Origin of the sequence: Maribacter sp. Asnod2-G09 (assembly GCF_045063795.1) — a bacterium.
In the GTDB taxonomy this organism is placed as follows: Bacteria; Bacteroidota; Bacteroidia; order Flavobacteriales; family Flavobacteriaceae; genus Maribacter.
In genome coordinates this window covers 1,373,522-1,388,792 of the sequence record NZ_JBEFOA010000005.1, presented here as the reverse complement: position 1 = coordinate 1,388,792, position 15,271 = coordinate 1,373,522, and the positions used below count along the sequence as shown (strand labels likewise).

The 15,271-nt window shown below is 34.6% G+C and carries 13 protein-coding genes; 6 read left to right on the top strand and 7 right to left on the bottom strand.

Annotated features, from left to right (window positions below):
* Nucleotides 1-17: 17 nt before the first annotated feature.
* The 4 genes from ACJJVT_RS18010 to bioA all read right to left on the bottom strand — a co-directional run bounded on the left by ACJJVT_RS18010 (nucleotide 18) and on the right by bioA (nucleotide 4,652).
* Nucleotides 18-878 (bottom strand): cupin-like domain-containing protein, encoded by an 861-nt coding sequence (locus ACJJVT_RS18010; protein ID WP_405400566.1) that lies wholly within the window; start codon nucleotides 876-878, stop codon nucleotides 18-20.
* Between the two features lie 77 nt (nucleotides 879-955).
* Nucleotides 956-2,050: a biotin synthase BioB gene (bioB, locus tag ACJJVT_RS18005; protein ID WP_405400564.1), complete on the bottom strand. Its 1,095-nt coding sequence runs from the start codon at nucleotides 2,048-2,050 to the stop codon at nucleotides 956-958.
* Nucleotides 2,051-2,163: 113 nt separating this feature from the next.
* Nucleotides 2,164-3,375: a beta-ketoacyl synthase N-terminal-like domain-containing protein gene (locus ACJJVT_RS18000; RefSeq protein ID WP_405400563.1), complete on the bottom strand. Its 1,212-nt coding sequence runs from the start codon at nucleotides 3,373-3,375 to the stop codon at nucleotides 2,164-2,166.
* A gap of 8 nt (nucleotides 3,376-3,383) precedes the next feature.
* The gene (bioA, locus tag ACJJVT_RS17995; protein ID WP_405400562.1) at nucleotides 3,384-4,652 is read right to left on the bottom strand and encodes an adenosylmethionine--8-amino-7-oxononanoate transaminase; all 1,269 of its coding nucleotides are present in this window, start codon (nucleotides 4,650-4,652) and stop codon (nucleotides 3,384-3,386) included.
* Nucleotides 4,653-4,766: 114 nt separating this feature from the next.
* Here bioA and ACJJVT_RS17990 point away from each other — a divergent pair, with 114 nt between their 5' ends.
* A complete protein-coding gene (locus ACJJVT_RS17990) occupies nucleotides 4,767-6,203 on the top strand; it encodes an ArnT family glycosyltransferase (protein ID WP_405400561.1) in 1,437 nt (478 codons plus the stop codon).
* Here ACJJVT_RS17990 and bioD read toward each other — a convergent pair.
* The 3 genes from bioD to ACJJVT_RS17975 are packed head-to-tail and all read right to left on the bottom strand — an operon-like array spanning nucleotide 6,198 to nucleotide 8,366.
* Entirely contained in the window at nucleotides 6,198-6,815 is a 618-nt protein-coding gene (gene bioD, locus ACJJVT_RS17985; RefSeq protein ID WP_405400560.1) for a dethiobiotin synthase, read from the bottom strand. The two genes, ACJJVT_RS17990 and bioD, sit on opposite strands and share 6 nt — an antisense overlap.
* 6 nt (nucleotides 6,816-6,821) lie before the next feature.
* Nucleotides 6,822-7,205, bottom strand: coding sequence for a DUF2007 domain-containing protein (locus ACJJVT_RS17980; RefSeq protein WP_133688402.1), 384 nt, complete (start codon nucleotides 7,203-7,205; stop codon nucleotides 6,822-6,824).
* A gap of 3 nt (nucleotides 7,206-7,208) precedes the next feature.
* Nucleotides 7,209-8,366, bottom strand: coding sequence for an aminotransferase class I/II-fold pyridoxal phosphate-dependent enzyme (locus tag ACJJVT_RS17975; protein WP_405400558.1), 1,158 nt, complete (start codon nucleotides 8,364-8,366; stop codon nucleotides 7,209-7,211).
* 306 nt (nucleotides 8,367-8,672) lie between these two features.
* On the opposite strand from ACJJVT_RS17975, the gene ACJJVT_RS17970 reads away from it, so the two are divergent.
* The 5 genes from ACJJVT_RS17970 to ACJJVT_RS17950 all read left to right on the top strand — a co-directional run bounded on the left by ACJJVT_RS17970 (nucleotide 8,673) and on the right by ACJJVT_RS17950 (nucleotide 15,034).
* Complete coding sequence (locus ACJJVT_RS17970) at nucleotides 8,673-11,327, top strand: PAS domain S-box protein (protein WP_405400556.1); 2,655 nt, start codon at nucleotides 8,673-8,675, stop codon at nucleotides 11,325-11,327.
* A complete protein-coding gene (locus ACJJVT_RS17965) occupies nucleotides 11,324-11,734 on the top strand; it encodes a response regulator (RefSeq protein ID WP_405400555.1) in 411 nt (136 codons plus the stop codon). The genes ACJJVT_RS17970 and ACJJVT_RS17965 overlap by 4 nt, the downstream gene beginning before the upstream one ends.
* A 74-nt stretch (nucleotides 11,735-11,808) precedes the next feature.
* Nucleotides 11,809-13,608 carry a M61 family metallopeptidase gene (locus ACJJVT_RS17960; protein ID WP_405400554.1) on the top strand — a complete coding sequence of 600 codons (1,800 nt, stop codon included), beginning with the start codon at nucleotides 11,809-11,811 and terminating at the stop codon, nucleotides 13,606-13,608.
* Between the two features lies 1 nt (nucleotide 13,609).
* Nucleotides 13,610-14,149 carry a GNAT family N-acetyltransferase gene (locus tag ACJJVT_RS17955; RefSeq protein WP_405400553.1) on the top strand — a complete coding sequence of 180 codons (540 nt, stop codon included), beginning with the start codon at nucleotides 13,610-13,612 and terminating at the stop codon, nucleotides 14,147-14,149.
* 171 nt (nucleotides 14,150-14,320) lie between these two features.
* Nucleotides 14,321-15,034, top strand: coding sequence for a hypothetical protein (locus tag ACJJVT_RS17950; protein ID WP_405400552.1), 714 nt, complete (start codon nucleotides 14,321-14,323; stop codon nucleotides 15,032-15,034).
* Nucleotides 15,035-15,271: the final 237 nt, after the last annotated feature.

Sequence of the window (15,271 nt, the reverse complement as noted above, 5' to 3'; positions counted from 1 at the left end):
CGCATTCAATTTTCTCTTTATACTTTTTGATTTTTGTTGGTTCTAGAAATTGCTTCTTTATTTTTCCAATCTATCCAATCTTGCCCTTTTAATTTGCGCATTAGCACATCATAGTAACGCATTATCACAATGTTATACGATGCTTTAGCCAAATTCTTAGGATTACGCGCTAACCCTCGTAAACTCATTGAAAACCCCGGAGTGTTGTATTTCATATAATGCCAATAACCTTCTGGCATATATAAGACTTCACCATGACAAAGGGTCGTTTTAAATCCGTTTGCTTTTCTCAAAGCTGGCCACTTATTATAATCAGGATTCGAGAAATCTATACTCTCATGGGTAATTAGAGAATGCGGAACTTTATAAAGCTTTTCGGTTTCTGACTGAGGAAAAAGTACTACTTCCTTTTCTCCATCGAAATGAAAGTGAAATATATTCGCCAAATCTATATCGTAATGCATGAAAGTGTAAGAGTCACGTCCCCCAAAAAACATCATTGGCACCCCTTTTAAAAGTCTTAATCCGAAATCAGGAAACTTATAATCCTTTTGCAATGCCGGTACTTCTTTTAAAATATTCCAAAGAAATATTCTATACTTGGTAGGCTCTTTTTTCAATAAATCCACATACGCCGACATTTTCATTTTGGCATGCGGTTCATTGAAACCATCTTTATGCTGTACAGGTCTATCATCATATAAAGGCACCGTGATATCACCAGCTATTTCCTTAATATAATCTAGATTCCACTTTTTAAAAGCAGGCCAATCTTCAATAGCCTGTTCTAACACAACAGGCTTTTGAGGTTTAAAGTAATCATTAATAAAGTTCTCCTTGGTAATATGTTTTACCCTTGGAATATCTGCTAACTTCAATTACACATGGTTTTTTAGGGAAAACAAAGGTAATTAACGTTAAGAAAATAATTTCTTAAAAATGTAATAATGTAGTATTATTCAACAATTTTAGCTTTTTGCTTCGCAGTTTCATTACGCTCAATAGAATGACCAGGTCTAGACCATTTTGGTTTTTCACCTAAAGATTCAATCTGAGAATCTTCTGCCTCTACAGTTTTAGGTTGTGATACCTTTGTAAATGGCTTTTGCGGATTTAGACCTAACATTTTAAACATCGCCATATCCTCATTTACATCTGGATTAGGGGTTGTCAATAATTTATCGCCTGCAAAAATAGAATTGGCACCGGCAAAGAAACACATTGCCTGTCCTTCTCTACTCATTTCTGTACGACCTGCAGATAAACGTACCTGCGTCTCTGGCATTACTATTCTTGTAGTGGCGACCATACGGATCATATCCCATATAGAAACTGGCTCTATATCTTCCATAGGTGTACCTTCTACGGCAACCAATGCATTAATTGGCACTGATTCCGGTTGCGGATTCAATGATGTCAAAGCAACTAACATACCTGCTCTATCTTCCAATGCTTCACCCATACCAATAATACCACCGCTACAAACGGTTACATTACTTTTACGAACATTTTCAATTGTATCTAAACGATCTTCAAAGGCACGAGTAGAAATTACATCTTTATAATAATCTTCTGAAGTATCTAAATTGTGATTGTAAGCATATAAGCCTGCTTCTGCTAAACGCTTTGCCTGATTCTCGGTAATCATACCCAAAGTACAACAAACCTCCATGTCAAGCTTGTTAATGGTACGTACCATTTCTAAAACTTGGTCAAACTCAGGACCATCTTTTACATTTCGCCATGCAGCACCCATACAAACACGAGAACTACCTGATGCCTTAGCCCTTAGCGCTTGAGCTTTAACTTGAGAAACAGCCATAAGGTCATTTCCTTCAATGTCGGTGTGGTAACGAGCAGCTTGTGGACAATAGCCACAATCTTCTGGACAACCACCAGTTTTTATAGAAAGTAAGGTTGAAACTTGTACCGTATTAGGGTCATGATTTTTTCTATGCACAGATGCAGCTTCATAAAGTAGCTCCATTAAAGGCTTGTTGTATATATCTAGAATTTCTTCTTTTGACCAATTGTGTCTTGCTTCGCTCATATAATCTTAGGTTGTTACCAGGGTTCAAAAATAACGGAATTTAAATTGAAAAAATAATTGGTAGGTTTTAAAAAAATTACCAAGCCGCAACATCTGTTCTCTTTTAACTTCGTTTATTCGTTTTTACTTACTAAAATACTCACTGCATTACCACCAAAACCAACTGCGTTTACCAGTATTTTTTTAATATTTCTGCTACTAGGTTTTACTTCAATAAAAGGCACCGTAATCATCTTATTATGTTGCAACATTAAAACCGCCAACTCTAGATTTAGCATACCCGAAGTAGCGAACGTATGCCCTATTTTCCATTTATTGGTTGTTAGTTGAGGCATATCATCGCCAAATACTTCTTTAATGGCACTATATTCTGATGAATCTCCTTTTATAGTGCCTGGCGCGTGCATTACTATTGCATCTACCTCAGCTATATCGAAGTCGCCTAAAGCCATTTTCATAGATTTCTGAAAACATACGGCATTAGCCGAAATAGAAGTATTATGTTTCAATATTTCAGTTGCATACCCTACTCCGTCTATTATAGCTAAGGCATTTTTTACTACTCCCGTTTCTAGGCATGCTACTGATGCAGCTTCGCCTAAAATCATAGAATTGTATTCTTTCTTTAGGTTTAGTGCTTGGCAAGGGTAGTTTCGGCTACGCTCAACTACCGTTAAGATATCGACTACAGAACCAGTGTTTGACTCTGGTGCTTTTGCGTAAATTTTTAATGCCTTCATTTGGGCAATGGTGAAGTTGGTCAGCGGAGCTTCACTGGCACCTACCAAAAACTTAGTTGCCATTCCGCTATTAAGCCAAGCCACTCCGTTCAAAACCGAATGTAAGCCTGTTGAACAGGTGATGGAATGTGATATTTCTGGTCCGGTTGCTCCTAAATCATGAGAAACCCATGATGAAATATTACCCAATGTGGTTGTTGGTGAGCTTAAAGTTGATGAAATACCTGTTTCTAAATACTCTGAATGATACTGCTCAAATAATTTTGTTGCCCCACGAGACGAACCCATATTGATTCCGAATTCAGCTGTGTTTTCCCAACCCGATTGCTTCACTGCCATTCTTGAAGCTACCATTGCGAATAGTACACTATCATCTAATTTTTTGTATTTACTATCAGACGCTCTAAGTTCATCTACTTTTAATCGTGCAGATAGTGATAATGGCGCTACCCAAGATTTACCTTCATTCTCTTCAACCAGTGAAAAGTAATGTTCGTTGTTCTGATAAGCCGCCCAAATTTCTTCTAATGTGCTACCTAAAGGTGACATCGAAGCTATGGCTGTTATGGATATTTTTTCTTTCAAATTCTAATCTAAAATGTATCTAAAGCCTCACTGATGGCGTCGTAAATTTTCTGGAGTTGGGCATCTGTAATTACGTAGGGCGGCAATGTATAAATGGTATTACCTAAAGGCCGCAATAAAACCCCTCTTTCTAAAAAGAAGTTATAAAGTTGATCACGTAAATTACCATAACGCTCCATTTTTATTTCAAGGTCTATAGCAAGAATAGCACCCATTACCCTTACTTCTTTTACTTTTTTATGATTCTGAATTTTGTTGGCGTATGCGTTATGGGCATTTTCAATATAACTTCTTCTTTCTATTATTTCTGGAGAATTCAAAAGTTCAATGCCCGCCAATGCAGCTGCACACCCTAAAGGATGCGCGCTAAACGTATGCGCATGAAAGAAACCTTTATGCACCTCATCACTAAGAAAACGATCATAAATTTTCTGCGAACAACTAGTAATACTTAAAGGAAACATACCTGCTGTTAGTGCTTTACTCAAACAAATAACATCAGGTTTATTCGTTAAATTATCGGATGCAAAATTCTTACCTGTTTTACCAAAACCCGTCATTATTTCATCTGCTATACATAACACCTCATGCTCCTGACAAAGACCAATCAAAGCATCTAAACCTTCAGCTGAATGAAACTTCATACCTGCTGCACCTTGTACTAATGGTTCAAAAACAAAAGCTGCGCAGCTATTATCTTTCAAAATTTCAGATAGCTTGCTTTTTACTTCTTCAATATTATCTTCTTGCGGAGTAGGTATTCGTATTACTTTTAAAAGAAAATCTTCAAACGGACCGTTGTACGACGACAGACCAGATGCACTCATGGCACCAAACGTATCGCCATGAAAACCATCTTCAAAGGCGATTAATGTATCTCTTTTTTCTCCGTTATTATGAAAATACTGAAGCGACATTTTTATAGCTGCCTCAATAGCTGTAGAACCATTATCGTTGAAGAATAGTTTTGCTTGATTATCAGGCAAAATGGGCATTAATTTTTCAGATAATTCTATTGCCGGTTCGTGAGTTAAGCCACTGAACATTACAAAATCTAACTTTTGCATTTGCTCGGTCATTGCAGAAATAATATAATCATTTGCATGACCGTACATTACGGTATACCAAGATGCAATACCGTCAATATACTCTTTTCCTTCCTCATCAAACAATAAAGCACCCTTTGCCTTAGTTATAGGTAACTGTGGCTTACCTAACTTATGCTGGGTTAATGGATGCCATAAATATTTTTTATCTCGACTAGATAGATTTTCCACTTTCATAGAATTTATAATTCTTCATTTTATCTATCTTGCAAAGATCGGGAAATAAACCGCAACAAAGAGATGCCCTTAAAAAGAAACGAAAAAGCGTTTTTAAATTTTTCCGAATTGAAGAATACAGCTATATTTTTCCTGTTCTTTTTAATTACTTTTTTTATTCGTTTCCCTTTTTTCTTTAGAGACTACATAGATCGCGATGAAAGTACCTTTATACTTTTAGGTCAATCTTGGGCTAATGGTTTTTTACCTTATACCCAGTTATGGGATCTAAAACCGCCTTTAACTTTTGCTTTTTTCGCTGGCATTATATCCATATTTGGAAAAAGCTTTATAGCTATTCGGCTCACCGGTGTATTTCTAGTAGTCATTACTGCATTTTACACCTATAAGATTGCACTTACGATGATACCTAAAAAGGCTGCTATTCTTGTTGGGGCATTTTGCATTGTTCTATTAAGTCTTTTTGGTAGTCTACAAGGTGTCATGTCTGAACACATATGCATTGCCTTATTTGTGCCTGCCATTTATATTCTGCAAACTAAAAAATCTCTTGGTTACATTTTCTTTGCCGGACTTTTAATGGGCGCTACGGTTATGGTGAAATTGAATATGGCTTTCCCTATTCTATTTATAGGTATGTTCTTGACATATGAGTCTATTTTCAAAAAAACAAACATATCTGTTTTTCATGTTCTGCTATTTGGAACGGGCGTTATATCATTAATTTTAGCGACTATTGTACCCTACTATTTAACCGATCAAACCTATACTTGGTGGGAGTCTGTAGTATTGGCACCTTTAGAATATACCGGAGCAAGAAGATATTCCATTTTTAAACTCGCACCTATTTTTGTAATTACAGCACTATTTCTTGTATATGCCTACAAAAGCAAAAAGCTTGACTTCAAAAACAGAACTGTTCAACTGCTATTGGTTGCCATTGTGGGAGTTTTATTTTCATTTGCAAAAGGCGGAAGAATCAATGGTCACTACCTTATACAATTACACCCTATGCTACTTATTCTTGTAGGCATCGTCATCTATAACTTAATAGTACAGTACAAACCGAAATTACCCGTTTACGTTGCATTTATTGCCTTATTGATTCCTGCTGAAAGTTACCTGGAATATGTAAATGTTATACAGAACAAATTTGAAAAAGGGACTTTCTTTAACGGGGAAGGGTTTTCTGCCCCGCAGTATATCTTAGAGCATAATTTAGATACTGAAAACATTCTGTTTTTTGAGTACCATATCGGGTATTGGAATTTAGACACCCTACCACCCACAACCGCTTCTACACACCCAAGTAATATATGTAGAAATGAATTATTTACTTTTTACGGTAATCCTAGAAAAAACTCTGTCGATGAAATTAAATACATCATGCATGAGCTAAGACCCAAAACAGTTGTTATTCGAAAGGGAAGACGAATTTTCGATAAAAAGGAAGTTGAAGAAAATGAATATATAGATGCTTATTTAGCAAAACATTATAAGGTGATTGCCACAGTAGATAATGCCGAAATTTTACAGCGACTATAAGGTTCTCAAAATACCCTCAAATTTATCGGCATACTTTTTAATGACCTCTTTGGTGAATTCTTTTTCTTCATCGATTCTACCTATTAAGGATACTCCTGTTTTATGAAGAATTATATTTTCTGTATGAGGATTTGCATCTCCGCTAAATAATACCGAAACATCATAACCTTTGTGCAACAGCCATTTTATAGTCAATAGCGAATGATTAATGCTACCCAAATAATTTCTAGAAACCACTATAACTTTATAATCGGGCATGATGATGTCGAACATGGTATCTTCATCATTTAAAGGAACCAAAATACCACCAGATCCTTCAATAATTAAATTGTTGTCTGTTTCTGGTTCATTAATATGAAATCTATCAATTTCAATACCTTCAATTTCAGCCGCTGCATGCGGACTCATAGCTGCTTTTAAATTATAGCTGCTTGGGTGAAATTTAGATTTCTCATTAGATATCAATCTCTTTACCTTATCTGTATCAGTGTTATCTAAATCACCTGCTTGTACCGGTTTCCAATAATCGGCTTGTAATGCTTCGGTAAAAATTGCCGATGCAATAGTTTTACCTACCTCTGTTGAAATTCCTGTTACAAATATCTTTTGCATGTATTCTTACTTTGAGTTAGTGATCATTCCACAATTTAGGCACTTATATTTTCTTTTTTCAAAAAAAGGAAAAAGTTTATAAAATACTCCCTTGCTGTTATAATATGGTTCAGATTTTTGAGCCTTGCAATTAGGGCAAACAACAGGTTCCCCATCATTATCTACGGCATAAGCCCTTATCTCATCATAAATGGCAATTGCACGTTCTTTATCTTTAGAATATACTTGCAATTTTACTCCGCCTATGGCATTGCTTATTAACGGATCTGAATTTAAAGTGTTCTCATCTCTTAGAAATACCGGTATACCTTCAGACTCTAGTTTACCTTTTACAATTTGCACATCGGCTACGTATTCGAAAGAAGCTAGCTGATAAAATTTATCTTCCATATATTATATAAAGCTAGCTAACAATTTTACTAAAAGTCCTATTTCTTCTTTAGAATTAAAACTATGCAAACATATTCTGAGTCGTTCTTGACCTTCAGGTACGGTAGGCGATAGAATTGCCTTTATATCAAAACCTTTATCAATTAACTTTTTCGATACCAATTTGGCTTTTTTAGAACCAGAAATTATGCATCCTTGTATGGCGGTATCACTTGGTATAAAAAACTGTTCTATTTTATGTGAGACCAACTGATTTTTAAAATAAACTATATTTTCTGTCAATAGTGCTTTTGGCTGTTTTCCAAGTTCACCCATATATTCATGGGCCGTAATAATTGTTGCCAAGGTATGTGGCGTTAATGCAGTGGTATAAATAAACGGCTTGGCAAAATTTACCAAATAATCTTTTAAATCATCAGAACCAAGTACAGCTGCACCATGGCAACCAAAGGCTTTACCAAATGTTACCGTTCTTGCAAAAACATCTTTCTCAAGACCTAGTTCTGGTATTAATCCTTCCCCATTACTTCCTGAAACACCAACTGCATGAGCCTCATCTACGATTAAATGATATTCGTTAGCTGTTGTAAACTTTGCAAATGCTTTTAAGTCGGGCGTATCACCATCCATAGAAAAAACACTTTCGGTTACTATATAAACAGCGTAATCTTCATGGTCATTTCTACCTGTATTTAGTGCTACTTTTTCCTTTAGGCTAGACAAATTATTATGTAAAAAACTATATGCCTTAGCATTGCTCATTCGTATACCTTCTCGTATACTGGCATGTACATACTCATCATAAAATATTATATCGCCTCGTTGCGGCACTGCACTAAATAGCCCCATATTAGCATCGTAGCCCGAGTTAAATACTAAAGCTGCATTTGCTTTATAAAAATCAACTAATAAAGGCTCTAATTTTTTATAAAGTTTATGATTACCTGACAAAAGTCGAGATCCCCCAGAACCATTCGATGCAACACTTTCTGTTAATAGTAATTGAAACGTTTTAGAAAATAAAGTTTCATTCGTAGCAAAACCTAAGTAGTCATTTGAAAGAAAATCTATTAGTCCGTCGAGGGAATTTAAAGAGCGAAAGGTCTCCTCTTTTTTACGATTTTCTAATACTTTCAATAATTTTTTAGGTAGTTGGGTCATATGGCAAAAATAGCCTTTCTATGAAATGAATGGTATCTAATTAACGAATTCCTGTAATTTTTCTAACCTCTATGTACATATTATTAAAAATTATTCAAGCTTAAGCTAAAAATACTGATAAAATCATTTTAGAAATCTGACTAATAGCAACTTACAAATATGAAAAATCGCAATAATTGTAAAAATAAACTACTTATTACGTGTACAAGATAAACTTAAAGTATATTTTTGCCTCTTTTTTTAAAGAAATTTCCTACTTTGACGTTAAAGTATTGGATTAAGTACATGTCTTTTGATAAGGATTAAATGAACGGGAGTAATATTTTAGATACTAATAGATTAGAAACATTGATGTCTTATGACATTATGGATACCCACCCAGAGGTTATCTATGATGAGATAACATCACTTGCTGCCTCTATTTGTGACACACCTACAAGCCTAATTTCTTTAGTAGATGATAAAAGACAATTTTTTAAATCTCACCATGGTTTAGATACTACAGGAACACCTATAAAAGATTCGTTTTGTAAACATATCATTAGCGAAGACATTGACTTATTAATTGTAGAAGACACTCATAAAGATAATCGATTTAGCAACAACAGTCTTGTTATAGGCGACCCCAATGTTGGTTTTTATGCCGGTGCGTCGTTAACAGCTGAAAATGGTTCTCGTCTAGGTACTCTATGTGTTATTGACTATGCACCGAGAAAACTTAACGAGCTTCAAATTAAAAGCCTTAGAACACTTGCCAAACAAGTTGTTCATTTGCTTGATCTTCGAAAATCTAAGAAGATAGAAGAAGATCAGAAAATAGACTTGGAACAAAAAGGTAAACTTTTAGACAATATCGTCAATGCTACAGGAATTGGTATTTGGGAGCGTAACCTTATCAACGACTCTCTTACTTTAAATGAACAGGCACTAGAAATTTATGGTCTAAATAAAACAACTTTATCAGAGTTTAAAACCGAAACATGGTTCAGCCTAATTCATAAAGATGATTTAGCCGAAGTAGAGAAAAAAATGTTCGATTGCTTAAACTATCCTTCAGATGGGTGTAATGTTCAATATAGAATGTTACAAGAAGGAGGCAATTATAAATGGATACAAGATAAAGGAAAAGTACTTCAGTGGAGTGAGGATAAGAAACCACAATTAATGTACGGTACCGTACAAGACATCACTGAAAAAAAGAACTATACCACAGAGCTTCATAGAGTTAAAAATAACCAAGAAGCCATGATTAATAGCACTAAGGATTTAATGTGGTCGGTTGATTTAAATTTTAGGCTAATTACAGCTAATACTGCATACCATGAACTAGTTACAAAAATTCAAGGCGAGCCTTTTAAGGAAGGTGAATTAGTTTTTTCTGACCATGTCCCAATTCAGGTGACCAAAAAATGGAAAGCATACTATAATAAAACATTAACTAGTGGTGCCTTTTCTGTGAAACAAAAAATTCAAGATCCAAAGAAATTCTGGACAACTTATGGGCTTACCTCATTTGATCTTCTATATAATAAAGAAGGTGAAAAAATCGGTATTACCTGCTTCTCTAAAGATATTACCTCAGAAGTATTGTCTCAACAAGTACTTATAGGTGCTAAAGAAGAGCTACAAAAAATAATGGACACCTCTCTTGACATTATTTGCACCTTAGATGAAGATGGTTATTTCTTAAGTGTCAATAAAGCATGTACTCAAATTTGGGGTTATGAACCCAAAGATATCATAGGCACCCAATATCTTGAATTGGTTTATGATGAAGATATTAAATTGACCGAAGATTCTGCCGAATCGGTTTTATCTGGCAAAAAAGTCGTCAATTTTGAAAATAGGTATAAACATAAAAACGGAGCGATAGTTCCCATGCTTTGGTCTTCTAATTGGGATAAAAAAGATCGCGTCTACTACTGTATTGCAAGAGATAATACTGAAAAGAAAAAAGCTGAATTACTATTAAAAAATAGCGAACGCCGATTTAAAACATTAGTTCAAGAAAGTAGTGATATTATTTCTATTTTAGATTTAGAAGCTATTTTTACATACGTAAGCCCTAGTGTTATGAAAGTACTGGGTGCAGCTCCAGAAATGTATACAGGCACTAATGCATTTGACTATATACACGTAGACGATTTAGAAAGAGTTAAAGAAAGATTTAATTCTATAATACATAGTGAATCTGTTGAAATAGAACCATTTAGATTTAAAGATATTAATGGTGAATGGAAATGGTTCGAAAACATCATAACCAACCAACTCAATGAGCCTTCAATAAACGGAGTAGTTGTTACTACAAGAGATATTACCGAAAAGAGAAAAGCCGAAGAGAAATTAGAAAATAGCGAACGTCGTTACAAAACATTGGTTCAAGAAGGTAGCGATATGATCTGCATTGTTAATGAAAAGGCAGTTTTCTCTTATGCTAGCCCTACTTCAGCCAAAATTTTAAATATCACGCCCGAAGAATTTGTAGGTAATAGTGCTTTTGACCGTGTTCACCCAGATGATTATGATATGGTTTACAACGAATTCTTAAAAGTTCTCGAAATACCACAAGTAACGATTAAGCCATTTCGTTATAAGCATGGGTCTGGTCACTGGATCTGGTTAGAAACCGTTATCACCAATAAACTCGATGAACCTACCATCAGTGGAATTGTTGTCAATTCTAAAGATGTTACCACGAAAGTGCTCCACCTAAATGCGATTGAAGAACAAAATGCTCAGCTTAAAAAAATTGCATGGACACAATCTCATATTGTAAGAGCACCTGTGGCAAGATTAATGGGTTTAATTAACTTATTGACAGACGATAAAGGAAAATTAAACGTTGAAGAGAAAGAGCAAGTGCTAAATTATATATTTACCTCTGCAGATGAAATAGACACTGTTATTAAAGACATTGTTGAAAATACCATAAATGTAATTGATATAGAAGAAAATAAATGAAATATCAACTATTGCTAATTGAAGACGATCCAATTTTTACTTTTTTACTCGAAAAAGGAATTAAACATGCCGAATTAAAAGGTGATATCATTAGTTTTTCTAATGGAAAACCTGCTATTGAGTATTTAACAGAAGAATATAAAGAATCGAACAATTATATCATATTTCTTGACCTCAACATGCCTGTAATGAATGGTTGGGAATTTATGGATCAATTAGAAACATTTGCAAAAGTTGACAATTGTATGGTTTTTATCTTAACCTCTTCTGCTTATCGTAATGATATAGAGCGCTTAAAGAAAAAACATTTGGTTATAGATTTCGTTACAAAACCAATTACCGAATATATTTTAAACGGTATTAAAGAAACTATTGAAGATAGATTCGAAAAAAATCAGATTATATAATTCACATCACATTTTATAAAATTTAACTGCATATAACATGAATTAGCTTCAGTATCTTAGCTAAAAATCATCGTATGCGCTACCTTATTACAGTATTACTTTTTTGTTTACAATCAGTACAATTAGTTGCACAAACCAACAACTACACCATCTCTTTCGAAAATGCCGTGCATCACGAGGCTACGGTTTCAGCTACATTTCCTCAAGTGTCTGAAGATACGCTATCACTTAGAATGAGCAGAACTTCGCCAGGTAGATATGCTTTACATGAATTTGCAAAAAACGTTTATAACTTTAAGGCTACCGACAGTAAAGGCAATGACTTAACTGTTTCAAGAACTAATCCGTACGCATGGAACGTTTCTGGTCATGATGGTACCGTTAAAATATCGTACGCACTTTTTGCGAATAGAGGCGATGGCACCTATTCTCAAATAGATGAATCTCATGCGCATTTAAATATTCCGGCAACATTTATGTATGCCCCTTCACTTAATAAAAGAAAAATTGAAGTTGACTTTAAAACAAGAGATGATCTGAATTGGAAGATAGCTACGCAATTACCTCATGTAAAAGACAATACCTATAGCGCACCCAATCTATACTATTTTATGGATAGCCCGACGGAGTTAAGCAACCATAAAGTGCGAGAATTTAAGGTAGACGGGCAAACCATAAAACTAGCATTACACGACCCTGGCACAGAAGAAGAAGCCGATACGTATTTTGAGAAGGTTAAGAAAGTTGTGCTTGCCGAAAAGGATGTTTTCGGAGAGTTACCAACCTTTGACTATGGTTCTTATACCTTTTTAGCTTGCTATATGCCAAATGCCTCTGGTGACGGTATGGAGCATAGAAACTCAACCATTTTAACCAGTACGCGGACATTAGCCAACGGAGGAATGGATGCTAACATTGGTACTGTTTCTCATGAGTTTTTTCATAGTTGGAATGTGGAACGTATACGACCACAATCTTTAGAACCTTTCAATTTTGAAGAAGCCAATATGAGCGGCGAGCTTTGGTTTGCAGAAGGTTTTACCAGTTACTACACGAATTTAATTTTATGCCGCGCAGGATTAATTACGCCTGAAAATTATGTGGAAGGATTAACCGGTACATTCAATTATGTTTGGAACTCTCCTGCACGTCAATTTTTCAATCCTATAGAAATGAGTTACCAAGCTCCTTTTGTAGATGCGGCAACTTCCGTTGACCCTGTAAACAGAGAGAATACTTTTATATCCTATTATTCATACGGTAGCGTTTTAGGATTAGCCTTAGATTTATCATTACGTGAAAACGGATTGAATTTAGATGATTTCATGAAACAGGTTTGGAATACCTACGGAAAAACTGAAAATCCGTATACCGTAGAAAATCTCAATAAGGCTTTAAACCTTTATGCTGGTAAGGAGTTTGGAGATCACTTCTTCAATAGTTTTATTTACAAAAGCGAAATGCCAAGCTATACCGAACTATTTAAAACCGTAGGTGTAAGTTTATCTCAAAACACAGAAGCGGCTTATTTTGGCACCGCTGTATCTATAACAGACGATTTAAATGGTAAAATTAGAAGCAATACTAAAATTGGGAGTCCCGCTTACCTTGCTGGGCTAGACAAGGACGATACCATTACCACAATAAATGGCGATAAATTCCCAAACGGTATTCAATTCGATACGTTTATCAAAGATGAGTTTAAGCCAAATGATGTCCTTTCAATAACATTTTTAAGAGATGGTTTAGAAAGAAATACGGAAGTCACCTTATACTCTAACCCTAACTATGTAATTAGCTTGGTGGAGAAAAATGAAAAGGCTCCTTCAAAAAAAGTATTAAAAGCTCGTAAAGCTTGGTTAAAAGTTGACTAAAATGAATTTGATATATACGACCGCCACAACTACTGAAGAATTAATACAAATTCTCTCTTTACAAGAAATGAATTTAAAATCATCTGTTTCTGATTTAGAAATGGAACAAGAAGGTTTCGTTACTGTTCACCATACCTTAGATGTTCTTACTAGAATGAATAATGCCTGTCCGCATATTATTGCGAAAGATGGCGACAACGTAGTAGGTTACGCCCTGTCGATGACTGAAGATTTTAAAGATGAAATCTCTGTTTTAAGACCGATGTTTACAGAATTAGAAAACGTCAACATTCAAAATTTTATTACCATGGGGCAAATTTGTGTTGCTAAGACCCATAGGAAAATGGGAATTTTCCGCGGACTTTACAGCGCCATGAAAATAGCCTCCTACCCAACTTACGATGCCATTATTACAGAAGTAGATGCTACTAACAGCCGATCATTAGGCGCCCATTACGCCGTAGGTTTTCAAAAAGTATGTACGTATCATTCTTTAGACCAAGATTGGGAACTGATTTCTTTGAAGACGGGTGCATTATAAAAAACGTTAAGTTTATGAATGTTTATTTATATTGAAATTAAATAGATTTCTAAACTTTACTGGATAAATCTGTAAAAGAAAGTACCTATGTAAATGATTTGTTTGGAGCAAAATAAATAGCGCTACTGACAGGATAACCGCTGTAAACAGAATTTTAGATACTTAGAAATAATGAAATATTATCAAATCTTTTCACCTGATGAATATTGGTTTCTATACTGTAGTCAAGAAGAAACTGCTCGTTTACAATTAGATGTCCATTTATTAAGAAATAGAGAAAGATGGGAAAACCCTAAACCTATTCAATTATACGTAGACACTAATGTTCCAGATCATGAACAGTTAGACTTTAATGAACCCATATTACGTAATACCATGTTATGGTCTAGTGGTGGTGGAAGTCGAAAATGGCATAAAGCTGCTTTTACGCCATTTACAAGAGGTATATGTTTAAGTGACGAATTGTTTAAAGTTTTAAATGATTTTACTTTAACGGAAGATCAATTCTTAGAATTGAAAGTTGGGAATTATCAAAAAAAGACCGAAAATAAATATTGGTTATTTTATCCTATTAAACAATGGAACTACCCACATCTAAGTATTGAGAATTCAGTATTTAAAAAAGTGAATAAAAATAATAAAGATGACATAACAATCATAAAAGCATCATCATATGATGAATTACTTGAGATAAAAAAAGCCAACCACAAGAATTATGAATTTATCCCTTCTGTTTTAAGCTTAAACAAAGGCTATGATTTCTTATATGACGGTTACACGTTTATTGTATCCGAACGTTTAAGAAAAGCCATAGAAGAAGCTGGCATGACAGATGTTACCTTTTATGATTTAGATTATGAGGTGATCATTAAAAAAGAAAATTGAAATTTAAAACCCCTGCCTACTAGAGTAGAAAAAAACATTAACTTAAAACAGAGTCCAATTTATAGATGGCTATTTAACCGATATTTCTAGTTTAAACGACTTAGAATACATTTTTGAAGCCCGTAAATTAAGTGCTGGAGGAGAAACCATTATTAAAAACCAATTTAAAGAGTTGTTTTCTGACCCTGTAAAAGGACAAAGAATCTTTAACGCTATTTGGGAGAATACCAGTTTAAG